The sequence below is a fragment of the Shinella zoogloeoides genome, assembly GCF_022682305.1.
GTDB classification, from domain to species: Bacteria; Pseudomonadota; Alphaproteobacteria; order Rhizobiales; family Rhizobiaceae; genus Shinella; species Shinella zoogloeoides_B.
Map to the genome: position 1 here is coordinate 12,909 of NZ_CP093530.1, position 24,104 is coordinate 37,012.

At 61.0% G+C, this 24,104-nt stretch carries 26 protein-coding genes; 11 read left to right on the forward strand and 15 right to left on the reverse strand.

The features are described from left to right. The first annotated feature begins 38 nt into the window (after positions 1–38). Positions 39–413, forward strand: a complete 375-nt coding sequence (locus MOE34_RS23460) for a winged helix-turn-helix transcriptional regulator (protein WP_064334763.1) — start codon at positions 39–41, stop codon at positions 411–413. A gap of 658 nt (positions 414–1,071) precedes the next feature. Beyond that, complete coding sequence (locus MOE34_RS23465; protein ID WP_064334764.1) at positions 1,072–1,257, forward strand: hypothetical protein; 186 nt, start codon at positions 1,072–1,074, stop codon at positions 1,255–1,257. A 92-nt stretch (positions 1,258–1,349) separates the two neighbouring features. On the opposite strand, the gene MOE34_RS23470 is transcribed toward MOE34_RS23465, so the two are convergent. From MOE34_RS23470 to traC, 4 genes are read right to left on the reverse strand one after another with little or no spacing between them, the layout of a single operon-like run. After that, a complete protein-coding gene (locus tag MOE34_RS23470) occupies positions 1,350–1,790 on the reverse strand; it encodes a thermonuclease family protein (protein ID WP_064334834.1) in 441 nt (146 codons plus the stop codon). A 59-nt stretch (positions 1,791–1,849) separates the two neighbouring features. Continuing rightward, entirely contained in the window at positions 1,850–3,772 is a 1,923-nt protein-coding gene (gene traG / locus MOE34_RS23475) for a Ti-type conjugative transfer system protein TraG (protein WP_064334765.1), read from the reverse strand. Next, a complete protein-coding gene (gene traD, locus MOE34_RS23480) occupies positions 3,759–3,974 on the reverse strand; it encodes a type IV conjugative transfer system coupling protein TraD (protein ID WP_064334766.1) in 216 nt (71 codons plus the stop codon). Before traD ends, traG begins: the two co-directional genes overlap by 14 nt. 4 nt (positions 3,975–3,978) lie before the next feature. Further along, positions 3,979–4,275: a conjugal transfer protein TraC gene (gene traC / locus MOE34_RS23485; protein WP_064334767.1), complete on the reverse strand. Its 297-nt coding sequence runs from the start codon at positions 4,273–4,275 to the stop codon at positions 3,979–3,981. Positions 4,276–4,530: 255 nt separating this feature from the next. Here traC and traA point away from each other — a divergent pair, with 255 nt between their 5' ends. The 4 genes from traA to MOE34_RS23505 are packed head-to-tail and all read left to right on the forward strand — an operon-like array spanning position 4,531 to position 10,481. Then, the gene (gene traA / locus MOE34_RS23490; protein ID WP_064334768.1) at positions 4,531–8,112 is read left to right on the forward strand and encodes a Ti-type conjugative transfer relaxase TraA; all 3,582 of its coding nucleotides are present in this window, start codon (positions 4,531–4,533) and stop codon (positions 8,110–8,112) included. Next, the gene (gene traF / locus MOE34_RS23495) at positions 8,109–8,675 is read left to right on the forward strand and encodes a conjugative transfer signal peptidase TraF (protein ID WP_064334769.1); all 567 of its coding nucleotides are present in this window, start codon (positions 8,109–8,111) and stop codon (positions 8,673–8,675) included. The genes traA and traF overlap by 4 nt, the downstream gene beginning before the upstream one ends. After that, the gene (locus MOE34_RS23500; protein ID WP_064334770.1) at positions 8,665–9,828 is read left to right on the forward strand and encodes a conjugal transfer protein TraB; all 1,164 of its coding nucleotides are present in this window, start codon (positions 8,665–8,667) and stop codon (positions 9,826–9,828) included. The genes traF and MOE34_RS23500 overlap by 11 nt, the downstream gene beginning before the upstream one ends. Positions 9,829–9,842: 14 nt before the next feature. Then, positions 9,843–10,481: a TraH family protein gene (locus MOE34_RS23505; protein WP_064334771.1), complete on the forward strand. Its 639-nt coding sequence runs from the start codon at positions 9,843–9,845 to the stop codon at positions 10,479–10,481. A gap of 88 nt (positions 10,482–10,569) precedes the next feature. Here MOE34_RS23505 and MOE34_RS23510 read toward each other — a convergent pair whose 3' ends face one another. Beyond that, positions 10,570–11,739 (reverse strand): SEC-C domain-containing protein, encoded by a 1,170-nt coding sequence (locus MOE34_RS23510; protein WP_242224985.1) that lies wholly within the window; start codon positions 11,737–11,739, stop codon positions 10,570–10,572. A gap of 184 nt (positions 11,740–11,923) precedes the next feature. Between MOE34_RS23510 and MOE34_RS23515 the strand changes: the two genes are divergently transcribed. From MOE34_RS23515 to MOE34_RS23525, 3 genes are all read left to right on the forward strand, one after another. Further along, complete coding sequence (locus tag MOE34_RS23515; RefSeq protein WP_242224988.1) at positions 11,924–12,700, forward strand: hypothetical protein; 777 nt, start codon at positions 11,924–11,926, stop codon at positions 12,698–12,700. A gap of 492 nt (positions 12,701–13,192) precedes the next feature. Beyond that, complete coding sequence (locus MOE34_RS23520; protein WP_168168934.1) at positions 13,193–14,116, forward strand: IS110 family transposase; 924 nt, start codon at positions 13,193–13,195, stop codon at positions 14,114–14,116. Positions 14,117–14,200: 84 nt separating this feature from the next. Further along, a complete protein-coding gene (locus MOE34_RS23525; RefSeq protein ID WP_064334772.1) occupies positions 14,201–14,635 on the forward strand; it encodes a hypothetical protein in 435 nt (144 codons plus the stop codon). A 191-nt stretch (positions 14,636–14,826) separates the two neighbouring features. Here MOE34_RS23525 and MOE34_RS23530 read toward each other — a convergent pair whose 3' ends face one another. Then, positions 14,827–15,225 carry a type II toxin-antitoxin system VapC family toxin gene (locus tag MOE34_RS23530; RefSeq protein ID WP_064334773.1) on the reverse strand — a complete coding sequence of 133 codons (399 nt, stop codon included), beginning with the start codon at positions 15,223–15,225 and terminating at the stop codon, positions 14,827–14,829. Continuing rightward, positions 15,222–15,578, reverse strand: a complete 357-nt coding sequence (locus MOE34_RS23535) for a type II toxin-antitoxin system VapB family antitoxin (RefSeq protein ID WP_242224990.1) — start codon at positions 15,576–15,578, stop codon at positions 15,222–15,224. The genes MOE34_RS23530 and MOE34_RS23535 overlap by 4 nt, the downstream gene beginning before the upstream one ends. Positions 15,579–15,694: 116 nt before the next feature. On the opposite strand from MOE34_RS23535, the gene MOE34_RS23540 reads away from it, so the two are divergent. Continuing rightward, positions 15,695–15,928 carry a DUF6429 family protein gene (locus MOE34_RS23540; protein WP_108523402.1) on the forward strand — a complete coding sequence of 78 codons (234 nt, stop codon included), beginning with the start codon at positions 15,695–15,697 and terminating at the stop codon, positions 15,926–15,928. Here MOE34_RS23540 and tnpC read toward each other — a convergent pair. The 4 genes from tnpC to MOE34_RS23560 form a co-directional block, all read right to left on the reverse strand. Continuing rightward, positions 15,909–17,609, reverse strand: a complete 1,701-nt coding sequence (gene tnpC, locus MOE34_RS23545; RefSeq protein WP_242218822.1) for an IS66 family transposase — start codon at positions 17,607–17,609, stop codon at positions 15,909–15,911. The genes MOE34_RS23540 and tnpC overlap by 20 nt on opposite strands. Positions 17,610–17,654: 45 nt before the next feature. Next, a complete protein-coding gene (gene tnpB / locus MOE34_RS23550) occupies positions 17,655–17,993 on the reverse strand; it encodes an IS66 family insertion sequence element accessory protein TnpB (protein ID WP_080579326.1) in 339 nt (112 codons plus the stop codon). Between the two features lie 11 nt (positions 17,994–18,004). Then, positions 18,005–18,376, reverse strand: a complete 372-nt coding sequence (gene tnpA / locus MOE34_RS23555) for an IS66-like element accessory protein TnpA (protein ID WP_242220772.1) — start codon at positions 18,374–18,376, stop codon at positions 18,005–18,007. A 559-nt stretch (positions 18,377–18,935) separates the two neighbouring features. After that, entirely contained in the window at positions 18,936–20,081 is a 1,146-nt protein-coding gene (locus MOE34_RS23560) for an IS110 family transposase (RefSeq protein ID WP_064334957.1), read from the reverse strand. A 222-nt stretch (positions 20,082–20,303) separates the two neighbouring features. Here MOE34_RS23560 and MOE34_RS23565 point away from each other — a divergent pair, with 222 nt between their 5' ends. Continuing rightward, the gene (locus MOE34_RS23565) at positions 20,304–20,618 is read left to right on the forward strand and encodes a transcriptional repressor TraM (protein WP_145926151.1); all 315 of its coding nucleotides are present in this window, start codon (positions 20,304–20,306) and stop codon (positions 20,616–20,618) included. Positions 20,619–20,621: 3 nt separating this feature from the next. On the opposite strand, the gene MOE34_RS23570 is transcribed toward MOE34_RS23565, so the two are convergent. The 4 genes from MOE34_RS23570 to trbG form a co-directional block, all read right to left on the reverse strand. Then, positions 20,622–21,323 (reverse strand): autoinducer binding domain-containing protein, encoded by a 702-nt coding sequence (locus MOE34_RS23570; RefSeq protein ID WP_084438747.1) that lies wholly within the window; start codon positions 21,321–21,323, stop codon positions 20,622–20,624. Between the two features lie 203 nt (positions 21,324–21,526). Continuing rightward, positions 21,527–22,831, reverse strand: coding sequence for an IncP-type conjugal transfer protein TrbI (gene trbI, locus MOE34_RS23575; RefSeq protein WP_064334775.1), 1,305 nt, complete (start codon positions 22,829–22,831; stop codon positions 21,527–21,529). Between the two features lie 10 nt (positions 22,832–22,841). Beyond that, positions 22,842–23,279 (reverse strand): conjugal transfer protein TrbH, encoded by a 438-nt coding sequence (trbH, locus tag MOE34_RS23580; protein ID WP_064334776.1) that lies wholly within the window; start codon positions 23,277–23,279, stop codon positions 22,842–22,844. A 2-nt stretch (positions 23,280–23,281) separates the two neighbouring features. After that, on the reverse strand, positions 23,282–24,094 hold the full coding sequence (trbG, locus tag MOE34_RS23585) for a P-type conjugative transfer protein TrbG (RefSeq protein ID WP_064334777.1): 813 nt from the start codon (positions 24,092–24,094) through the stop codon (positions 23,282–23,284). Positions 24,095–24,104 lie beyond the last annotated feature (10 nt).

Genomic DNA, 24,104 nt, shown 5'->3' on the forward strand with positions numbered 1-24,104 from the left:
ACACACCTTTTGGTGTGGTACTCACCAAAAGGTAAGTTATGAAACGAGACTGGCAGTCTGACGATCACGAAAAGCAGCTTCTATGGGCTGCCGCGACGAGCGAAACCCTGCGGGTGCTGGAAGGAAAGTGGAAGATCGTCATCATCGTCCAGCTCTTCGCAGCCAAGGCACCGGTTCGCTTCTCGGAACTCGAAAAGCGCGTCGTGGGCGTGAACCAGAAAATGCTGATCCAGCAGCTCAAGGAGCTGGAGAAAGACGGGATCGTTACCCGGACGGTCTATCCGCAGGTGCCTCCCAAAGTGGAATATGCGCTGACCGAGCTCGGCCTAGCACTCGGTCCATCCATCGAGACATTGATCGATTGGGCATTTCTCAAGTGCGAGATGCGCGGTGGGGTGCCACAGGAACGTTGATGCCGGATCTCACGTGGTCGTCGGACGACGGCTTGTTTGATATCGGGCTCCATTGAATGGACTTCATTTGGTCGGTTGTACTCGCGGCGCTGCTTGAGGGGCGACGCGACGGGATTCCGCAGGCGATCGGCCATCGCGTAGGCTTGCATTGACCGGCAAAACCCGATGAGGTCGCCGATCTGATAACATTCCTGGCATCCGCGCGCGCTAACCCCTATCCCTCTCCCATGCGCATCACGCGCTGAGCTCAAGGACGGGGAGAGGTGGGGCTGACATGCGATCGTCGTCCTTGTATCAGGCCGAGTATTCGGGGCGTAGGCCGCTGACGTCAGGCGGCGGGTCAGCATCGAGCCGATGGGTTTGGCGCACTCGATGCCGCCGCGGAAGAGGGTGACGGGAACTCTGGGGTCGAGGAGCGAGGGGCTCGTCGATGAGGAAGAACGATCGCGCGAAACCTTGCTCGATCCAGAGGCGACCCAATCCCGCTTTCTGGTGATGGCGTCCTGATCCATCCCCGGATCTTCTACGATCAACCCATAAAGGGTCCGCTACGCCAGCGTGCGGCCGCTCCGGCAAGCCTTCACGGTGATCGCGACCGTGGTCGGACCTTCGAGGAGCCATCAGCGGGAATTGGCCCGCTCCGGATGGAGCCTCAAAAATGTCGCACGATCTTTCCCTCGCCCAGAACCACGCCTTCGACCTCTCCCGGACCTTGATGGTTCCCGTCACCCTCTTCCGCGCCGGCGGCGAGTACGGCGTCGTTCCGAGCGACGAGATCGACGATGGTGACGATCTCTATATCATCCACGAATACAATCCCCATGATCGGCGTTCGGCCCACTGAGCCGATCGAGCAAGACGTCCAGCTCGGGGCCGCCGAGCTGGACGTCTTCGCGTTGGCGCCGATGCAGGCGTCCTTGCGACGCATCCGCGCAATCAATCGTGCGCGCACCAATTGCGCCGCGGCGCGTTCCAGCGCGCGGCAAGTCCGTCCACGACGAGTTGCTCGCCGAAGGAGATGTTCGATCGCCACACGGTTCGCAGCATGCGACCGTACCGATCTTTGTCACGGCCGACCGTGGAGAATGAGAATGCACCGTCATTGAGCATGTCGAGCAGTCGATCGCGGGCAACTTGGCCGACCTGTCGCTCGGCGTTGCAACGCGGTTCGGAAGTTTCCGGCGCGTCGATATCGGCAATACGGATCTTCTCGCCGCGGAACCAGAACGTATCGCCATCCACCACGCAGTTCACGCGGGCGGAATGTCCGCAAAGCGTGAACTGCGCATAAAGGTCATCCTGTTCGCTGGCGACGACGGAAGACGACTGAACGGACGATGCCGGACGATCCGATCGACCGAGCCCTTCGCCGGTCATGACCCAGCCAACGCCCGCGGCGAGCGCGGCGGCGACTGCAAGCGGCGTTCCAATGTTTCTCATGGTTTCGCAGCTCCATGGAATCGGTTCTGGCCGACGCAGGTCTTCATGTCGGCGCGTCGGAACCAGATCGCCCTGCCGCATCGCAGCGGCGGATTGCCGGCGGTGAAGACGATCTGCTCGTCGCCGCGCATCCGCAGCACTTCATGCGGCTGGATCAAGGCGCGGGCGGCCAGCTGCTTCGAGCGCGTGCGCGACGTTCCCTTCGCCGCCGAGCTGCGGCTCATCTGGTCGATTTCCACCGTCGTCGTGCCGCATCGCTTCGAGATGTAGTCGGCCGTCTCGGGGTCGTTGATCGCCGCAAAGGAAATCCAGCTCGCGCTCTCGAACCATTTGCTCGCCGCGTCGCGGCCGCCATAGGTCTCGCGCATCTGGCCGATCGACTGGTAGATCATCGTGAGCGTGACGCCATACTTGCGACCTGCGTCCCGCGCGGTTTCGAGGATCCGCATATAGCCGAGACGTGCTACCTCATCGAGGAGGAACAGCGCCCTCCCGCCGACATTCCCATCGCGATTGTAGATCGCGTTGAGGAAGGAGCCGATAATCACCCGTGCCAGACCGGAATGCGTCTCCAGCGTCTTCAGGTCGATGTTGATGAAGACGTCGACCGTGCCGGCGGCCAGATCGTCCGTCGTGAAGCTGGAGCCGGACACCAACGCCGCATAGTTCGGATAGGAAAGCCAGTGCGTTTCCTTCACCGCATTCGCATAGACGCCCGAAAAGGTCTCCGGCGTCATGTTGACGAACGCGGCGACGTTCTCCTTCACGAAGTCGGATTTCGAGTTTTCGTGGATCGTCTGGAGGCGTTCGCGAAGCCGTGGCTCCGGCTCGGCGAGGTTCTTGCGAACCTGGCGCAAGGTCTGGTCCTTCTCTTCGGTATGACCGGACAGGCAGACGTCGGCAATCAGCGCGGTCAGCAGTTGCAGGCCCGACGCCCGGAAGAAGTCGTCGCGCACGCCGCTTGCCCGGCCGCTATCGCTCATGATCCATGACGCGACAGAGGCTATGTCCTCCTCCTTCGTCCCGCCGTGCCGGCCGATCCAGTCGAGGACATTGACGCCGATCTCCGGGCGTTTCGGATCGAGAATGTGGACATCGCGCCCGGACCTGGCGCGATGGTCGAGGACCATCGGCGCGACCTCGTTCGACGGGTCGAGCACGATGAGCGTGCTCCCCCACTTGAGCGCGGTCGGGATCGTGACGGACGTCGTCTTGTAGCCGCCCGAACCGGCGAAGACGATGCCGTGGCTGGAGCCGAAAGAACCGTCGAAGCAGAGCAGCGGTGACTTGCCGCCCGAGCCCCAGGTTTCCTGCCGATCCGCGCGGAACGCTTGCGCGGCGACGGTGTCCGTATCGACACGATAGCGTTCGCCGATGACGATGCCACCGACATCGGGAAAGAGCTTTTGTGCGTCCGGCATCTTCATCCATTCGGCTTCGCCATGAAGGGCGCGTTTCCCGCGAATGCGGCGCGGCATGGCTCGGGCAAACGCGGCATTGCCCTTCAGCATGACGCGCAATCCGAACCCCGCCGCGATCGTCGCCGCGCCCGCGCCGAGCATGGTGGCGGGATCGAGATAGGAAAGCACCGATTTGCCTTGCGTTACGTCGGCCGAGATCGCCGCAAGGCGGATCGCCTCGCGCACAAACGCGATCATGATCGTCACCACGTTCCCGGCGGTGACGCCGCCGCCGGCAAACTTGATGTCGGCCGATCCTGCGGCGGCAAACAGAAAGAGGATGCCTATGGCCGCAGCCGCGACGTAGGGGAAGGTGATGCCGGCGCGCCCCAGCGTGAGGCGCGCGGCATCTGTTTTCCCGAAGGCGGATAACCAATGCTCGATCCCAACCATGGAGATGGTGACGAGGATCATCAGCGCGATCGGCGCGACGACGAGCGCCACCCTATTCGCCTTCATTGCCGAAGCCCTCCGCGCCAAGGGCGGTGAGCCGCGGCCGCTCGCCGGCGTCACGCTCGAGCCGCTGGCGCAGCTCGATCAGTGCGCCGAGCAGCAGAGCCCGCTTTTCATACCGCAAGCCGGCCTTGACGATCAGGCCGCCCAGCTCGATCTTCTCGCGCGTATCCTTCTTGCGCGCGTCGGATGTCGTCGTCCGGTTCATCCGCTCAAGCCTCGCCAGCGCAGCCCGCAGCCGCGCCAGGTGTGTCCGGCGCGGTCGTTGCCGCACCGCTGCCTCCCTCACCGACTTTCTTCCCTCCGCTTGCAGCAGCCTTACCTCCGCGAAACCGCTTCGTCAGTTCTTCGAATGCCGCCTGAAGCTCCATCTCGTCGATCTCGATCTCGCCAAGACCGGCCTTGAGCGCAATGCGGCCGATACGTTCGGCCTCGCGTGTCTCGGCGTGCTTCAACTGCTCCTGGAGCTTGGCGATCTCTTCGCGGATTTTGGAGGAAGGCTTTTTCATCTCCGACTGGTCCTTTCATGCCGTTCAAGGTCTTTGACGGCATGACCATTTCCGAGATCGGCGTGCCGATCTACTCGCAGAAATGCGAGTTGGCGTAGCCAACGCCTTTGAGCATCATCCCGGCCGTTCCGAAGGAGCGGCTTCCAAGGGCGCAATTATACGTCGCTGACGCGACGCCTTGCTTTTCTGCCCTTGCGGGCCTGCCGTTCCCGACGAACCCGTTGATTTCGTTTGCAATCGGGAGAGCATTCCGCCGTGGCCGTCCCTCATTTCTCCGTCAGCGTCGTCGCCCGCGGCTCCGGCCGCAGCGCCGTGCTGTCGGCGGCCTACCGGCACTGCGTGAAAATGGAGTTCGAGCGCGAGGCGCGGACCATCGACTACACCCGTAAGCAGGGCCTCCTTCATGAGGAATTCGTTATTCCGGAGGACGCTCCGGACTGGCTGCGGTCGATGATCGCCGATCGCTCGGTCGCGGCCGCGTCGGAGGCTTTCTGGAACGCTGTCGAGGGTTTCGAGAAGCGCTCGGATGCGCAGCTCGCCAAGGATGTCACCATGGCCCTGCCGATCGAGCTGTCGGCGGATCAGAACATTGCTCTCGTTCGCGAGTTCGTGGCGAGCCATATCACCGCCAAGGGAATGGTCGCAGACTGGGTCTATCACGATGCGCCGGGCAACCCGCATGTGCATCTCATGACTACCTTGCGTCCGCTGACCGACGACGGTTTCGGCGCGAAGAAGGTCGCGGTGCTCGGTGCAGACGGCAAGTCGCTGCGCAACGATTCCGGCAAGATCGTCTATGAGCTATGGGCGGGAGGCGTCGGGGATTTCAACGCCTTCCGCGACGGCTGGTTCGTCTGTCAGAACCGGCATCTGGCACTCGCCGGTCTCGACATCCGCGTCGATGGCCGCTCCTATGAGAAGCAGGGCATCGCCCTTGAGCCGACCATCCATCTCGGCGTCGGCGCGAACGCCATCAAGCAGAAGTCGGCCGAGGCGTCCGAGCCGATCACGCTGGAACGCATCGAGCTGCAGGAGGAACGGCGAGCCGAGAACGCGCGCCGCATCGAGGACCGCCCCGCCGTCGTCATCGATATGATCGCGCGGGAGAAGAGCGTCTTCGACGAGCGCGACGTCGCGAAGATCTTGCATCGCTATGTCGATGACGCTGGTCTCTTCCAGTCGTTGATGGCGCGTGTTTTGCAAAGCCCTGACGTTGTTCGGCTGGAGCGTGAGCATGTGGACTTCGCCAGTGGCGCGCGGGTGCCGGCGAAACTGACTACCCGCGACCTGATCCGCACCGAGGCGGAGATGGCCAGCAGGGCGGTCTTCCTTGCCGGCCGTTCCTCACACCGCGTCGAAAACGCAATCCTGCAGGAGACGTTCGCGCGGTATTCCCGCCTGTCGAAGGAGCAGAAGACGGCGATCGCCCATGTCGCCGGCAGCCATCGGATCGCTGCGGTCGTCGGTCGCGCCGGCGCCGGCAAGACCACGATGATGAAGGCGGCGCGCGAAGCCTGGGAGGCGGCCGGCTATCGTGTCGTCGGCGGTGCGTTGGCGGGCAAGGCGGCCGAGGGCTTGGAGACCGAAGCCGGGATCGTCTCGCGCACGCTTTCGTCGTGGGAGCTTCGCTGGAACGACGGGCGGAGCCAGCTTGACGACAAGACGGTCTTCGTCTTGGACGAGGCAGGCATGGTGTCTTCTCGCCAGCTTGCACTCTTCGTCGAGGCCGTCACGAAGGCGGGCGCGAAACTCGTGCTTGTCGGCGATCCGGATCAGCTCCAGCCGATCGAGGCGGGTGCCGCGTTTCGCGCTATTGCCGATCGCATCGGATACGCCGAACTGGAGACCATCTACCGCCAGCGTGAGCAATGGATGCGCGATGCGTCGCTGGATCTTGCGCGCGGCAACGTGGCGGCCGCGCTGAGCGCCTATGACGCGGCTGACCTGGTGCAAACCGGCTGGACGCGGCAGGACGCGATCGAGGGACTGATCGACAACTGGAACTACGATTTCGATCCGACGAAGACCACGCTCATCCTCGCCCACCGCCGCCGCGATGTCCGCGAACTGAACGAGCTGGCCCGCGCCAAGCTTGTCGAGCGCGGTATTGTCGGCGAGGGCTCTGTGTTCCGGACCGAGGACGGTGCTCGTCGTTTCGCCGCCGGCGACCAGATCGTCTTCCTGAAGAACGAGGGCAGCCTTGGCGTCAAGAACGGGATGCTGGCCAAGGTCGTTGAAGCTGCGCCAGGCCGTATCGTCGCAGAGATTGGCGAGGGAGACAGCCGCAGGCAGGTCACCGTCGAACAGCGCTTCTACAGTAACGTCGATCACGGCTATGCCACCACGATCCACAAGTCCCAGGGCGCCACTGTCGATCGCGTCAAAGTTCTCGCCTCCAACACGCTTGATCGTCATCTGACCTATGTCGCGATGACGCGCCACCGCGAGGCGGCCGAACTCTACGTCGGCATGGAAGAGTTCACCAACCGGCGTGGTGGTGTTCTCGTCGATCACGGTGAGGCGCCCTACGAACACAAGCCCGGAAACCGCGACAGCTACTTCGTCACGCTCACCTATGGTGACGGACAGGAGCGCACGATCTGGGGCGTCGATCTCGCCCGCGCGATTGATGAAGCGGATGCACATGTCGGCGACCGGATCGGTCTTCGCCACGAGGGCTCGGAGTCGGTGAGACTGCCCGATGGCACGATGGCCAAGCGCAACACGTGGAAGATCGTGCCGGTCAAGGAACTGGCGATGGAGCGGCTGAAGGAACGCCTTTCCCGCGATGCGTCCAAGGAAACGACACTCGACTATGAGGGTGCATCCTCCTATCGCGCCGCCCTCCGTTTCGCCGAAGCGCGCGGCATGCACCTCATGAATGTCGCTCGGACCATTTCCCGCGACCGGCTCGCCTGGACCGTTCGGCAAAAGCAGAAGCTCGTCGATCTCGCCGCAAGGCTGAAAGCTGTCGGCGCGGCACTCGGCCTTGCCCGCGGCAGCGACAAACAATCCGTTCCGACCATCGTCAAGGAGGCAAGACCCATGGTTGCCGGCATTACCACATTCGCCAAATCGCTCGAGCAGAGCGTCGAGGACAAACTCTCCAACGATCCGGCGCTGAAGCAGCAGTGGAAAGATGTCTCCACGCGTTTCCAAATGGTCTATGCGCAGCCGGAGGCGGCATTCGCGGCGATCAATGTTGATGCGATGATAAAGGATCAGGCGCGCGCCACCGCGACGATAGCGAAGATCTCGGCCGAGCCGGAGACCTTCGGCACGCTCAAGGGCAAGACGGGCATGTTCGCCAGCCGCGCCGACAAGCAGGAGCGCGATACCGCCCTCGTCAACGCGCCTGCGCTCGCCCGCAATCTGGAACGATATCTGCGCGGTCGGGCCGAGGCCGAGCGCAAGCATGAGACCGAGGAGCGCGCTGCGCGCATCAAGGTCTCGGTCGATATCCCGGCGCTGTCGCCCAATGCGAAGCAGACGCTCGAGCGGATACGCGACGCCATCGACCGGAACGATCTTCCGGCCGGTCTCGAATATGCGCTTGCCGACAAGATGGTGAAGGCGGAATTGGAAGGTTTCGCCAAGGCGGTGACAGAGCGGTTCGGCGAGCGAACCTTTCTCGGCGTGTCGGCGAAGGAGGCCGGCGGCGAGGCGTTCAAAACGGTCACGCGCGGCATGACCGATCCGCAGAAGGCGGAGGTGCAAACGGCGTGGAATTCAATGCGGGCGGTGCAGCAGCTCGCTGCGCATGAACGCGTGGTCGTCGGCATCAAGCAGGCAGAGGCGTTGCGCCAGACCCAGGCGAAAGGCCTGTCGCTCAAATGACCGATGCCCGATCTCGCACCGCGTACCGAGCGCGCCAGCAATGGATGGTGGTGATCGTCATCGCCACCGGCCTGGTCGTTGCCATTACCGTGCTCGTCGCCGGTGCGGCGGCCGGCTATCGGCTCAACATGACGGCGAGCGAGCCGCTTGGGATCTGGCGCATTCGTCCGCTCAAGCGTCCTCCAGCGGTCGGTGATCTTATCTTCATCTGCCCGCCGGAGACCGTGGCGTTTTCCGAGGCGCGGGTGCGCGGCTATCTGCGCAGCGGTGTCTGTCCGACGGGCGACGCGCCGCTGATCAAGATGGTCATCGCCAGCGAAGGGCAGCGCATCGAGATCGGAGCCGATGTTCGGATCGACGGGTTGCACATTCCGCAAACAACCATCGTGCCGGCGGACGGGAGAGGGCGTCCGCTCCATGGCGATGCCGGGGGAATCGTACCGGCGGGCCAGGTGTTTCTTTATTCCCCGTTCAAGGCTTCATGGGATTCGCGCTACTTCGGTTCGATCCCCGCCGCCGGCATTCTCGGCCTCGCTGAGGAGGTGCTGACCTATGCGCCCTGATGCTGCTCGCGCCGGAATCCTCATTCTCGCTGGTGTGGCCACCGGCTGGATCGCATGGAGCGGGCATGTGCTCCTGTTGCCGGTGGCGCTTGCCTTTCCAATGCTCTGGTCGATGGCGCCAAACCGCACGACGGCGGTGCTGGTCTCCCTTGGATATTTCCTGGCGGCGTCCAGAGGTCTGCCGCTTGGGGTCGCCACATTCTATGCGTCGGATATCTGGCCGGGCGTCGCGCTCTGGTTCGTGCCGGCGGCCGGCTTCGCGGCCGTCCATGCCGCGCTATGGTCGCGGTCCGGAACCTGGCGCCCGATCCGCTATGTCCTCGCTGCGATCCTGATGGCGATCCCGCCTTTCGGCATCACCGGCTGGGCGCATCCGATCACCGCCGCGGGTGTCCTCTTTCCGGGATGGGGATGGCTTGGGCTCGTCGCAGCTTCAGCCGGTCTCCTGGGCCTCGCTTCCCGAAGGGGGCCGGCTGTCGCTGTCGTCTTGTCAGCCTCTTGGCTTTGGTCCGCCGTTTTCTGGACCGATCCGAAAGTACCTGAATCGTGGCGCGGCGTCGATCTCGCCATGGGTGCATCATTGGGGCGGGATACCGGACTTTCCCGTCAGCGTGACCTGATTGCCACGACGCGGGCAGTGGCCAAGGCCGGCGCGCGGGTGATCGTGTTGCCGGAGAGCGCGCTCGGTTTCTGGACGCCGACGGTCGCCCGACTTTGGGAACGCGCCGTGAGAGCCGGTGACGCCACGATCGTCGCCGGCGCGGCCGTGGTCGACGCCGGCGGCTACGATAACGTTCTCGTTGCAATCGACGGCGACGGCGGCCGTGTCCTCTATCGCGAGCGTATGCCTGTCCCCGGTTCGATGTGGCAGCCATGGCGGCCCTGGTTCGGCATGAATGGTGGCGCGCGCGCCCATCTCTTCGCCAATCCCGTCGTCGTGGTCGGACCGACGAGGGTCGCGCCGCTCATCTGCTACGAGCAGCTCATCGTCTGGCCCATTCTGCAGTCGATGGCCCACGCGCCCGATGTCGCCGTCGCCGTCGGCAACGGCTGGTGGACCGAGGGCAGTTCCATCGTCGGGATCCAGCGCGCCAGCGCTACGGCCTGGGCGGCTCTCTTCGCCACGCCTCTCGTGCTCTCCTTCAATATCTGACCCTGGAGCCCTCCATGCTGGATGCTGCCCTGATCGAAAAATGCGCCGATCCTTCCCTGACACCTGCGATCGTCCGGCAATTCGTCGAGACCGCCGGAGCGCCCGATCCGCTCGCCATCACCGTGAAGTCGGGCGGGAGGCTCATTCTCGTGCCGAAGCCGACGACGCCGGACGAAGCCATGGCGATCGTCCGCGAGCATGTCGGCCGGGCTGTCGTTCGTGTGGGGCTGACGCAGTTCCCTGCAGGTGTCGGCGTGAAGGATGCCGCCGAGCTGAAGCCAGATGTCGTTGACGCCTGCGAAAACCTGCGCATGGGCACGAAGATGTTCGCCAAGATCCTGCGGATTGTTGCGAAATGGTATGGAAACCCGACCAGCAAGGACGTGCTCCCCCAGATATTCGAGGATGCCGTCTTCTCTTGGAAGACCGGGGAATTCGAGGGAGTGAGCGTGTTTCAGGCGGAGGAGCCAGGGACGAGCTGGAATATGCCGGCCGAGAGTAAGCAGGACGAGGAACATCAGACAAGTGGACCTCAACAGGACGGCGATGAGGATGACTCGCTTGAGGGCGCAACGCCGAGCGCGCCAGCGGACGAGGCGGATACCGGGAACGCTGGAATTCGGGTAGATCTGTCGCGGATCAACGGCGGCTGATTTCGACACCTGTGGGGACATTTACCAGCCGTCGCCGCGGCTCCAAAAGCTGCCGCTGCCAACGGCTATGGCTTTCTGTAAAAGCGGGTCAGCCGCTGACGACCTCAATAACCAATGCGGAGAGCAACGAAGTCGCGTCATTGGCCATCTCGTCGCCGGTACGCATCCGCATGGTCGTGCCGCTCCGCGTCATTTCGTTTAACGTCCGCCTATCGGTCTCAGGCAGCGCCTCCCACCAACTCGGCCGAAGAAAAAGATTGTCCGTGTGGATGAACAAGAGCCGAACCAATGCATCGGCCTTCCGAGTATCGTCGAGCGCAACAAACGACTCGGCAAGTGCCTTGGCCGGACCGTCCTCGGAACCGATCCAGCCGAACACTAGGATCGTCTGCGCCTCGAACGTGGTCACCGTCAGCGTGATATGGTCGAAGTCTACGCCGTCCCGGCCGAGCTGTTGGAGTGGTTTGCCCTGGAAGTCAAATTCCGGATGAAGGGCGCCACACGCGACGACAGGTAGAACCTGGTCGAAACGAACGGCAACGAAGTGGAAGTCATCGCGCGCGCCGGACAGCAGGCGTGCGTCGAACTGATCTTTCCAAAGGTCCATATCACGCATGCCAATCCTGATCCCGGCGATGACAGTCGCCAGGTGCATTTGAATCGCGGCCTGTTTCCAGAATGGATGGCCGCGGTCAGCCTCGCGCTGGATGTCAGTGCTTCGGAGCTGCGCTTCCTTCGCAAAGCGCTCATAGGCTATGGCGCGGTAAGAAAAGAGGAAGGCGGTGTCCTTAGTTAGGGCCAGCGACTTGCCCTCGATCGGCTTAAAGAGCGTCGTGTCGTGCCGGCTGCAGAAGCCGGGAAAGACCGATGCGTTGTTGACGCCGATTTTGCGCGGCTGTGGGTTGCCTTCGGTTTCGATCATCTCCTTCATCGTAGGCTTCACGGTGAGGACGTGGCCTACTTCGGCGATCGCGGCGAGGCCGCCTTTCTTCTGCACGGTATGGGCCTTGGTCATCGTCGCGCTGCAAGGATCAGCCACGGGATCTGGATGAGAGCAGTAGCCGTCGCGGAACTCGGCGATCATTCCTGCTTCGATTTCAAAGATGTTGATCGGCTTCTGCTGTTCGCGCCGAAAATGGCACCACTTGTATTTCTTTCCCGAGCGGCACCAGCATAAATCGTAAGGGCCCATCGTCTCGACGGGCCGAATGAGATCGGGCCTTATCTTCGGTGCGCTGAGTGACGGATGCGGAACCATTCCCCAGATATAGCTGTCGGTATCGATAGCGTCGAGAGGCCGCCTTGTTATAGAGCGTAACTTGAGGAAGTCGATGAATGAGTATCTGTGGTTTGGGCCGAGGCCGGACACGTGAGTCGGTTGCGAATGGCATGCGTGCCGAACGTCGGCGCAGTGGGCTAGGCTCTATCGAAAAGGAGCAGCTATGAGCGACTGGAAATTCGGCAGCGACTGGATGGCGAAGATGGGAAACATTGGCGAGAAGACGCTGGGTCCCGTGACCATCTATGGCGGCATGGTCATGGAGCAGTGCGAGAAAAACCGCAAGAAGTTCAAGGCCGAGAAGCTCTTCCCCGATATAAGTCAGGCGCACGCTTCGGCGATCAGTGCGTTGGTGAACTTCCTGTCCCGCATTGCTGGTAAGTCCATCCCTGAGGACAGGGTAGACATCCACGGCCAAATGACATTGATCGCCCATTTCGTGCAGGGCATCCAATTCGTTGAGACCGCCATCGTCGAGGGTCTCTATCCGCAGGCAGCGACGTTGCTGCGTCAGGAGCATGAAATCGTTGCCGCCGTGGAGGAGTATTCTGCTGGGCGCCGCAAGGACGCTAAAACACCATTCGCGACGATCGGCGTCCTCAAGAACATGGGGCAGGTCTACGGCGACCTGAGCGGCGCGGCCCACGTATCACAGGCGCAGCTCCTAAAGGACATCGTGATTATGGAGATGGGCGAAAAACGAGGACCATCTCTACTGCCCATCTACCACAAGGACCTTTCGCAGAATCTCTACGCGCTGCACGTAAGCTACATCACCATGATCGCCCAACTGGCCGACGAGGTTCACCGTGGCCTCACAGGCGAGGAGTTTCATGAGGACGAGTTGAAGCTGTTAGTGATCGCGAAGAAGATCCTGATCGACAGCGGGCTGATGAAATTGGAGACGCCCGAAAACGCCGAAAAGGAGGCGAATGATTGACCTGACCGGATTTCGATAGCTCGCAGCCTACAGTTAGCCGCCCACTCCTGACCCATCATGCCAGATCAATAGTCCGCTTTCGCAAAAAGCCGCCCGAAAGCAGACGGTCGGTTACCCGCCTCGAAGTGGCCGGGCAGCGTGCGACCTTCATTGTCGCCGTTCGATGTGCGCATGTCACCACTCGAAACCTCACGTCGGGTTGGGTTGGAACTGGACAGGCAGGCTTCGGGTGTCAATGCGGGAAAAGCTGACTTCAGATTTGCGTCGCCCGATCCTGCTCCAGTCTACCTCTTTAAAAGCAGGTATTGATTTGTGCGTGCCGCCCCCCCCCCTGTCTGTTTGAGATGTGGCATTGTGTTTGAGCGGAGGGGAACCCGTCCCCCCCATGGGTCCCATCCCGTCTGAGAGCAAGGGTCCCCTTCGCTTGGTCGTCAACCTGAACAGTTGCTTGGGCCTGCCACGAGCCCGCACGACATGGACAGGAGCTTTACCATGCCACAGATCATCGTCGGCTGCGATCTTTCCCGCGCCTTCATCGACGTCTGCATCAATGCCGGGCGCAGGACGTCGAGGATCGAGAACACCAAGTCCGGCATCACGCAATGGATCGTAACGCTTGAGACCTCCGCTCTTGTCGTCTTCGAGGCCACCAGCGGATGCGATGCTGTCCTCATGCAAGTCCTTGCGGAGCACGGCGTCACCTATGCCCGCGTCAACCCACGGCAGGCACGCGAGTTCGCCCGCGCGCTCGGCGTGCTTGCCAAGACCGACAAGGTCGATGCCAGGGTGCTGGCCCAGATGGGGCAGCGCCTTCCCCTGACCATCACCAAGCCGCAGGAGCCACAAAGGAAACGGCTCGCCGATTTCCTCAGGCGACGCAAGCAGTTGGTCGAAGCCCGAAAGGCCGAGAAGCTGCGCCGGCATAGCGCCGGGCAACCGGAATTGCTTCACGACATCGACAGCATGATCGCCATCTTCGACCGCAGGATCGAGAAACTGGACAAGCAGATCGCGGCCATCATCGGCGAAAGCCGTGACCTTGCGGCGCAGGCCCATCTCCTGTCTGCTGTGCCCGGTATCGGCCCCACCGTGCTGGCAACCCTGCTTGGAGAATTGCCCGAACTCGGCACTCTCGATCGAAGACGTATCGCCTCTCTTGCAGGACTCGCGCCGCATGCGCGTGAAAGCGGAACATGGAAGGGCACAAGGCGCATCTGGGGTGGGCGGAGAAAGGTTCGCGAGGCTCTGTACATTGCAGCCCTAACCGCAACCCGGCGCGTCCCTACCCTCATTGCCATGCGGGATCGAATGCGTGCCGCCGGCAAGGCCCCCAAAACCATCCTCATCGCTGCTGGACGACAACTCCTCGTCATCCTCAACGCCATGATCCGGAGCAACCGGCCGATCAGGCTATAAGTTCAAACACAGTTGCCCTTGAAGCGGCATCGTAATCCTGATGGTATTGCACCCTAGAGCGAAAGGCTTTCTGAGGATAATGGCATGGAGAAGATGCTGTATGGTTCGCAGTCTTGGAGCAAGGTGGAGAGGCAGTTTTGGATGCTTTCGATCGCCGGCTCTGTTGTCTGGATTCTCTATGTACTGATTTTCGAGATCGTCTTGTTTTCTCCAAAGCAGTATGAAGACTATGAACCGAATTTTACCGTTCAGCAGTACGACAATTTCGATGATTTCATGAGCAATTCCGGCGGTATGCCGGCCGGAACAATCGCGGAACTGCAGGCACGACAATCGCGCAATGTCGAGCGGAACGCCCGAAACATTGATGTTGAGGACTATAATCGAAGTTTTGTTTGGCGAGGACTCAGCCGAGCACTGGGCTACCCGGTAGCTTGGCTCGGGGCACTCCTGACGTTTATCACTATTTACGAACGCCTTCAGCAGAAGGCTGGATTCGGCAATGGGGATAGACACTAATTGCCATGCGATTGGCTGTCCTAAAGTTGACACGCGGCATTGGTTTCACCGCCGAAGCTCGTTGGCCCGGTAAAAGACAGCCTCCGTGGCATAGACGCCCGAAACATGTCAGTCCGCATCCCAACCGAAATTCAGAGTATCTATACGCCAAGCAAATCCCGCTCGAACCACTTGATTCAGCAGTTTGCTTTTTATCGAACGGCGACGGTTACATCCGTATGGATGAAGTCTTCCCCTTTGAACAGCAGAGGCGCTGACAGGCTTTTTGCAAGCGTATAGGCGGCGCAGTCAGCTAGATTCAGCCTGGCCCTCGGATCAATACCCTTTCCGTATCTTCCGAACGCCTCGGATGCTCCACGGGCCTGGATCTCATCGAATGACGAGATACTAACGTCGTTGTCAGCCAAGAACGTCCATGCGATCTGCTCCCCTTCGGGACCGCGCCGGCCGCGGAGAACCACGGCGCATTCGTGCGCATTGACCGCTGACATCGTAAGATTGTCGGCCTGTTGGATCGCTCGGGCAAAAACGATTGCATCATCCTCGTTTTCGAGAATGGCGATCACTGCAGAAGAATCGACGACGATCATTGCTCGTTCAGATCATCCAGAATTTCTTTCGGAGAGCGCGGATCAAGCAGTGGCAGCGAAGATACCTTTTTTCCCACAGCCATCATCTGTTCAACGGTCATCCGGCGCCGTGCTGGTTGGTCAGTGTACACGCCGAGTTCTCTCGCTTCGCGCTCGAGCGCAGCGCGAATGAGGTCTTCAGGCCTGCGGCCAGCGCGAGCCGCAACCTTGCGGGCAAGCTGTTCGGTGTCGTGTGTGAGGTGCAGCATCGTCTCTCTCAAATGGATCAGCCACATATAGTTCATTTTTCGACGAAAATACAGATGCGGCAACCCATCGACGAGCGAGGTCCCGGCCGATCGGTTGGAAACCATGTTACCAGACAGTCCCGAAACGGGACTGGCGCTGGGCGAGCAGATTTTCTATACAAACTGTATCCATCCGAGGAGGGCCGCGGGATTTTGGGCGCCGCGCGTGGTAACGTCGGTTCATGGAGATCGATGAGGACAAGATCGACGATGCCGTCTTGGCGCTGTTATGGCTGACGCTGCATAACGAGCGTTGTGCCTGGAAGGGCTTCGACTGGGCAACGACGGATCGGCTTCACAAGAAGGGCTTGATCGGCGACCCTGTCAACAAGTCGAAGTCATTGATCCTGACCGATGAAGGCTTGGAGCGTTCGGAAGCGTTGTTCCGGGAGCTGTTTACGCGGCCGCCGCAATAGCCGTCCCTTTGTGTGTCTTCCATTGCCAAGGCAGCAGTTCGTGCAGGCGGGAGACGGGAAGATCGGCGATGCGAGCGAACACATCGGCGAGCCACGCTTTTGGGTCGACGTCGTTGAGACGGCAAGTCGTGATCACGGAGAGCATGATGGCGGCTCGATCGGCCCCACGCTGGGAACCGGCGAAGGTCCAGTTGCGGCGCCCGAGCGCAATTCCTCTCAGCGCGCGCTCGGCGGCATTGTTCGTGAGACAAATCCGGCCATCTTCCAGGAAACGGGCAAACCCATCCCAGCGCTTCAGCATGTAATCGATCGGCTCGATCACCTCGGACGATTTGCTGAGCGTGGCGCGCTCCCGTTTCAGCCACTCGTGCATGTCATCGAACAGCGGCTTGCTCTTTTCCTGCCGCGCGGCCAGTCGTTCTTCGGCGCTCAATCCATTGATCTGGCGCTCGATCTCGAACAGCGCGTCGTAGCGTTGGACGGCCTCCAATGCGATCGGCGAGATCGGCTTTCCTTTGCGTTTGCGGTTACGGGCACTTTTCTGGATGTCGGCCAGTTCAAAGAATTTGCGCCGCGCGTGCGCATGACAAAAGGCGAAGGTGATCGGTACCGCTTTCTTTTCGGCGACACTGAGCGGCTCGAAGCCATTGTAACAATCACTCTGCAGAATACCGCCATACTCGGCCAGGTGCTTCTGCGGGTGCTCGCCGCGGCGGTCGCTCGACGCATAGTATATGGCCGCCGGCGCTGCCGCGCCGCCGTAGGGTCGATCATCGCACACGTACGTCCATATTCGCCCGGTCGTGCATTTGTCTTTGGCCTGGATGGGAATGGTGGTGTCGTCGCCAAAAAGGCGCTCGGCCGCGAAGACATGCGCCTCGATCAGATCAAAGATCGGCAGGAGCGCGGCTGTGCCATACCCGACCTGGTCGGCCAGCGTCGAGGTCGAAAGCTCGATGCCCTCACATTTGAACCGGGTGCTCTGGCGGTTGAGGGGGCTATGCATACCAAACTTGTCAAAGAGGATCGTCGCCAGCAGATGAGGACCGATGAAGCCGCGTGGCGTGGCATGGAACGGCGCCGGCGGCTGGCTGATCGCCTCGCAGTCTCGGCAGGTAAATTTCTCCCGCACCGTCTCGATCACTTTGAACCGGCGCGGAACCTCCTCGAGCGTCTCAGTGACGTCCTCGCCCAGTTTCGACAGGCGCGACCCGCCGCAGCATGCACAGGTGACTGGGGGATCGATCACCACGCGCTCACGCTCGATATCCTCCGGCCACGGCTTTCGGACCGGCCGTTTGCGCGTGAACGACCGCACGCTCGAGGTCTTGGCGGCAGCCGCCTGCGCTGCGGCTTCATCTTCCGTCGCCGCCATCACCAGTTCTTCGAGCTGCAATTCCATCTGGTCGATCAGGCGCGCCGTGCGCTCGGATCGCCGGCCGCGCAGTTCCCGCTTCAGCTTTTCGATCGCCAGTTCCAGACTGGCAATCAAGGCCTCACTGTCCGACAGCATGGCCTGCGCATTGGCGGCTTGCGCCACTGCCATGTCCCGCTCGGCGACGACGGTATCGCGCTCGGCGACAACGACGTCGCGTTCAGCCTGTAACATCTCGCGCTCGGAAAGCAGCGCCAGATAGGCGTTCGCAAGGTCCGCAGGAAGATCCACAGGCTTCGAAGTCATGAAGCCATTCGATCAGATTCACTCAATATTTTCAATGCAATAATGCTATCCGACCCGTGTCGGACGCCAGGTTTCCTGCGGATTGCGCCAGTCGATCCCGGACAACAAATAAGATAATTGCGCCGGTGAGATCGCTACCGCGCCGCCCTCCATATTCGGCCAGATAAACCGGCCCTTCTCCAGGCGCCGCGTAAAAAGGCAGGCGCCCAGACCATCATGCCAGATGATCTTCAATATATCCGATCTGCGCCCCCTGAAGACGAAGAGATGCCCTGACAACGGATCATGCTTCAGCACCTCCTGCACCCGAAGCGCCAGGGAGGGAAAGCCACAGCGCATGTCCGTATACCCCGTCGAAAGCCAGACCTTGACCCCTGTTCCCATCGGAAACGGATTCACCGCAGCGCCTCCAGTCCGCGCAGGATCCGGAGCAGCGCTTCAACGTCGACATCGCGGTCCACAATCACACGGCGACCATTCGCGCTGACAACCTCCATCCGGCTGGCGTTCGGCAATGACCCTGCTGCTGGCTCTACCTCTGGCACAAGTAGCGCCGGGACAAAGCCACCGACAGGAGACCCAACATCCAGTTGCCACACTCGTGCGAGCCGGCGCCATTCATATAACTGAGAACGCGATATTCCATGTCGCCGCGCCGTCGTCGCACACAAGCCAGGTTCCGAATAGCTCTCGGCGACAATCTGGAGCTTCATCTCTTTGCTAAATCGACGACGCCGACCCGTGTCGACAATCTCAACTCGATCCATAGCCGCACTGTCCTTTTTGACGTCAATAAGGACAGTCAGTGCCAGATCCGGCAATTCCTACAAGGCGGCCCACCTCGGATGCGTACTACAAACTCCAAGGCGGCACCGTACCGCCTCGAGGCTTAGAAACCTCGAACACAGCGGCGGATATCGGCCGAAACGATATCGGATCCTCTGGCTATTTGGCCGGTCTCTAGCCGCGCGGGTGTCAATCTATTCCATCAGTTCTGCTACATCGCTGATTTTGCGGGTATTTCCTTTCGCACGCTGCTTGTCGAAGGACGCACGTGACCATTGCCGGATCTCTCCGCCATGGCAAAAATCAGGTCTGTTGTCCTGCTCGCAAGATCATCAGTCTCTCCGTAGTCACGCTGCTTTCTTCCGATTGCGGCGGCTACATTATGATGTTCAATGAGAACAAACAGGTGGGACCAATAGGGGCCACGGCTTCAGCGTTGTCCGGAAAGATCCCGGCCAACCAGCCACCCGACCAAACGTCGCTCACCCGTCTGCCGTCTTGCTGCAAGACCCCCGGCTTCAGAACTCACCGGGGTTTCGGTCAAACAGGCGCCGAAGCAACCCGTCCGGATTTCGAGGCGACGACGATAAGCTCCTGCTTCAGCTTGATACGCTCCTGAGCGCTCAAATTCTTTGGTCGGAAACGATCGTTGTTCACCCATATCTTGTGCATGATCATCGCCAGCTTTCGAGCTACTGCGATGCGAGCTTTCGAGAAGCCGATGCGCTTTGCCAACCGCACGCCCCAGGCCTTCAGACTGTTCCATTCCAGGGTGCCGGAAAGCAGGACGGTTGCGGCGATCACCAGAACACGACGGGTTGCCGGATCGCCGCGACGGGAGATCGCACCCATGAAGTTTGTTTCGCCTGATTGGAATTGACGTGGCGTCAACCCAAAGTACGCAGCCACGTCCGAGGATTTCTGGAAGCGCTGGGGATTATCAACTGCCGCATAGAAGGAAAGAGCTGTGACCGGCCCAATTCCAGGAATGTCCATGAACCGTTTGACCATCTCGATGCTATGGGCAATCGCGTGGATTTTCTCGGTCAACGGAGCGATGGCTTCGACGGCTTCCATGTAGAGGTTGAGTGATGGCAGCACATATGATCTCACATGGACGCCGTTCTTCTCGGCCTCGGCTAGGCCTTCGAGGGTCCGCTTGTAGAAAGTGTCGGCCGTAACGTTCCCACGCTCGATGAGCACGCCGAACGGCTTGAGAACACCGGCAATATGGTTTTCCAGGCCAACTTTCTGGCTGACCAGGTGGTCGCGCATCGCCAGCAAAACTCGTGTCTCTTGCGAAGCCTGGGAGCGGATGCTGACAACCTTCAGGAAATCCTCCCCTCCCATACGAACGAGCTGCGCCAGACCGCGGGCATCGTTTTTGTCGGTCTTGTTGCGATAAGTGGCCAGGAACCGGTGAGCCTGAAATGTTTCCATGCAGATGACATCAAAGCCGAATTTCACGAGGCCACTGTAGAGCCAACTGCTCATATTGCCGGCCTCGAGGCCAATCTTCAGCGTCTTATCCTCCGCGACGCGGTTGACCAACCAGCCTCGGATATCCTCCGGCCGGGAATTACATTTGCCCTCGCAGAACTTCTTGCCATCGGCATCGATGACGCAGACTGATGTCGTCCTCTGCGACACATCGAGCCCAACGAAATAATCGTATGATCTATTCATGTTCTCTCTTCCGTTTGATGAGCCTACGTGAGAGATGATAAAGCCTTCTCGGCCGGGTGAGGCGGTTAGCGCGGCTACACCATAGGGGCCTGTGACGCATGTCCAGGCGCTCGTCGCTAAAGGTCTCAGGGGCCGACTGTGTTCGGTTTTCTAACCCCCGGTCTGGGGTCAAGGGATAGTTGGCGGGGACGCACCGCGGACGCCATTTTGTGGGTGAATGTGGTGGATGTGTCTGACGATGATACCGTGTCGGGAAACAAGTTAGTGCTGCGGCCGCTGATCGGCCTCATGAATGGCTTGGAGCCACAGGAGATCGAGCAGTTCGTCATTGAGGAACTGGAAAAGCACCGCCGTCTGCGCGACGAGGCGATACGACTCGAGACGATCCTGGAATCGCAACCGTCGGGCGCGGGCGTCGACACCAACCGTGCCTTTATCTCGGCGATGATCGCCGTCCATGCGCAACAGACGGTCGTTTCGACGCTTCTTGACATTCTTGGATACATACCCGAGACGCTGACGAAAAAGCCTCACTGAAGGTTAGATCAGGCCGAGTTCCTTGGCTAAAGCCGTCGCTTGGGCCAACGACGTTACGCCGAGCGCGTTTTTCGCATTGCGAATGAAGAAGCGGACGTTGCCATAGGTCGTGTTCTCAATGTCGGCGATGTCCCTCGCCGTCTTACCCTCCGAGCACCAGCGAAGGCAGGTCAACTCGTTCGCTTTCATCCGAATGCGGGTGACACGCGTCGGGCGCACGCGCATGACTTCCATTCGCGAATGCACCTGGCCAAATGAAGCGGCGGCCATGACCGGGCTGAAGTCGAGCCCCTCCCCTGCATTCGGTTCATCCGATGCCAAAGTCAGCATCGCCATGCGACCGAAGCCCGTGTTGATCGGAACGGAGATACCGGAGCGGATACCGAACTCCGACGCCTCGCCGTAGAACGCGCGGCGCTCCTTGGTCATTCCCGGCGTCACCGTATTCGACCAGGCAAATGCTTCAGGGCGGGATTTCGCGTTGAGCACCACCGGATCAATGTGTGCAAACTTCTTCTCGAAGTACCGTACCTGCCATTCTTTGGGATAGGTCGAGATCGCGGTCTGGGTCTCCGCCTGCAGGTTGAGATAGGCGAAGTAGCTGAAACCCGCATCGCTGGTCATCTTCTGGAGGACATCCGCCACCGCGGCATCATCATGCGCAAGCGACATCTGCTCGGTGAGCCGCACGAACCACTGATTCAATCGATACCTCCATCGCTCGAAACGCCGCAACAAAGCTGGTGCGGCTAGTACGCGCGTGTCGCGATTAGCGGATGCTACAACAACTTGCGGGCGTTAGAAATCGATAGGCGAAAAAAGAAGACATTTCCATGACGCTTTCGTTGCGGCAGGGTTGAAGGTTACGCAAACCTCACGAACTGTATGGAATGTGTGCAGTTTCCGTACTATCGCGATGCGTAAGCGGCGGGAAAGATAATGTCCTGATCGACGAGGACGTTGAACTTATAGCCGGGACGGATGCGGATGGTCGGCTGCACGTTGAGGTTCTTCGAAATCGTCTGCTCCGCCACGCGGCCGAAGGATTCCGCGAAGTTGCGCCTTGCTGCATCTGACGCGGTGTCCTGCGTCGCGAGCGTCGAACTCTCGGGCAAGGACATATCGATCCCGGTCCCGATGATCGCGACGAGCGCGGCCGAGCCGAATGTCCGCCAGAGGTGGCGATCCACCTTGTCCTTGAACCCGCCATAGCCTTCCGCGTCCGTGCCGGCCATACCGCCGATTTGCAGCGTTGAGCCGTTCGGGAAGATCAGGTCGGTCCACACGACGAGAACGCGGCTTTGGCCAAAGGACACCTTCGAGTCGTAGCGCCCGAACAGCTTGGCGCCCTGCGGAACGAGAAGCCGGTAGCCCGTGGCGCTGTCATAGACATTCTGGCTGACCTGCGCGGTGATGCGTCCGGGTAGGTCCGAGTTCAGGCCGGTGATAAGCGTCGCGGGTATGACCGAGCCGCGTTTCAGCTCGTAGGGCGAGAATTGTGGAACGACGCGGTTGGGCAAATAGCCAAGATCCTTGATGTCCTGATTGAAGAATTCTTCCTTCGAAGTCTGGCCGTTCTGGTCGACGTTCTGCCCAAGCAGCCCGGACTTCATCGCCGCCGCGTAGAGGTCGGATGTGCCGCTCGGCGCAGTGGCCAGCCGCTGCCCATTTGTTGTGGCCGTATCGGTGCTGGTGCGTCCGAGATCGGAGATGTCGACCTTCACCGGCGAGTCCAGCGCACCGGCGCGGGCCTGCAAGCGTGCCATACTCTGGCGATACTTCTCACGGATATATTGCTCTTCCTGCTCGCGCTCCAGGCGCGCCAGCCACTCCTCCCGCGATTCCAGCTTCGGCCGACGCTCTTCCCGTTCGGTCCGACGAGGCAACTCCGCAGGAACGCTTTTCTCCTCCGCCTGCCGTTCGGCCGCAGGCGTCGGCTGGAAAACCTCGCGCTGTTCCGGCTCGCCGATAATCCCGTCGGATACGCCTTGCTTGAGCTTGTCGCCATAGGTCGAGGCCGATGTGTTCGAGGCGCTGTCGAGATCGTTGTTGCGCCCGAAAGGCAGGCCGCGCCAGGAGAGGCCGATCACCACCACGCCAATGAACAGCACGATGAAGATGATCGCCGCGACGATCGGCAACCGATTGAGACGACGCATGCCCTTTTGGTCGTCGTCCTGAGTGGCCGTTCCGAGCTGAAGCGACTGAACCATGATCTTCTCCTCAGTTCCGCTGCATGATCGAAAGCGGGCTCGCCGGCGTGGCGCCGCCCGGAGTCGCCGCATAGGCGCGGCCGAGCGCGACTGTCGGCGTGGACAGGCGGGCGAGCACCTGTCCGTCCATGCTGTCGATCCCGTATTCGAGTTTGATGGGTCTTGTGCCCTTCTCGACCTGGCTGTCGGTGACGACGGTGAAACCCCAGCCTTTCAACGCCGCCTCGAGCGCGACGGCGAATTCGGACGTGCCCTTGTCCATCTTGAGCGTCGTGCTTCCGGCCGGCCCGATCTGCTCGGCAAGGCGGCTCGCCATATCGCCGGCGATGGCGCTGGCGGCAGGACCTGAGATGACGGCCGGCGCCGAGTTGGTTGAGAGGCCGTCGTCGGCCGTCTGGCAGGCGGAGAGCAGGCCGGCGGCGAGAATGAGGGGAAGCAATCGCTTCATCGTTATCCTCCCCGCCGGATGGTGATCTTCTGCTGTCGCCAGCCGACCCCGGAAACGAGGATCGCCTTGTCGACCGCATAGTCGACGATCATCATGTCATTCTTCATTCTGTAGTTGACGATCCGGTTCTGGCCGCCGCTGACGACGAACAGCACCGGCGCGTCTTGCCCACCGATCGAACGGGGGAACTGGATGTAGGTCTTCGTGCCGTCCGAATAGACCCGCTTCGGCTTCCATGCCGCGCTGCCGCTGACAGAGTAGGAGAAGTTCAGCTTGTCGGGCGCGGTGCCAGGGATGCCGCCCGTCTCCAGCCGGGCATTGATGTCCGCAAGCTTCGTGGAGACGTCCTCCGGATACTCAAAACCGACACGGGCCATGTACTGGCTCGGATGGGACTTGAGCTGCATGTGATAGGTCCGCCGCGACGTCGTGATGACCATCGACGTGACAAGCCCGGCTTCCGAAGGTTTCACGATCAGGTGGATCGCCTGTCCCCCAGCTGCGCCCGAGGTGGCTGGCTCGACCTTCCACCGCACAGTGTCGCCCACAAGGACGTCGCGCACGATCTCGCCACCTTGCAATTCGATGTCGCAGACCTGAAGCGGGGAGCAGACGACCGACGGCTGGGTTTCCCCGTAGAGGAAGATGACCTTGCCATCCGCGCCCTTGGCGACGAGACCGGGCGTTCCACGCCATTTGCCCGAAATGTTGGTTCCCCTCACCTCGTTCGTCGTCATGTTTTGCGCGAGTGCGCCGGAGGCGAACACGAGTGCGGCCATGCAGCCGGCGGCCGCGATCGATCCTGATCTGTGCATTTGATGTTCC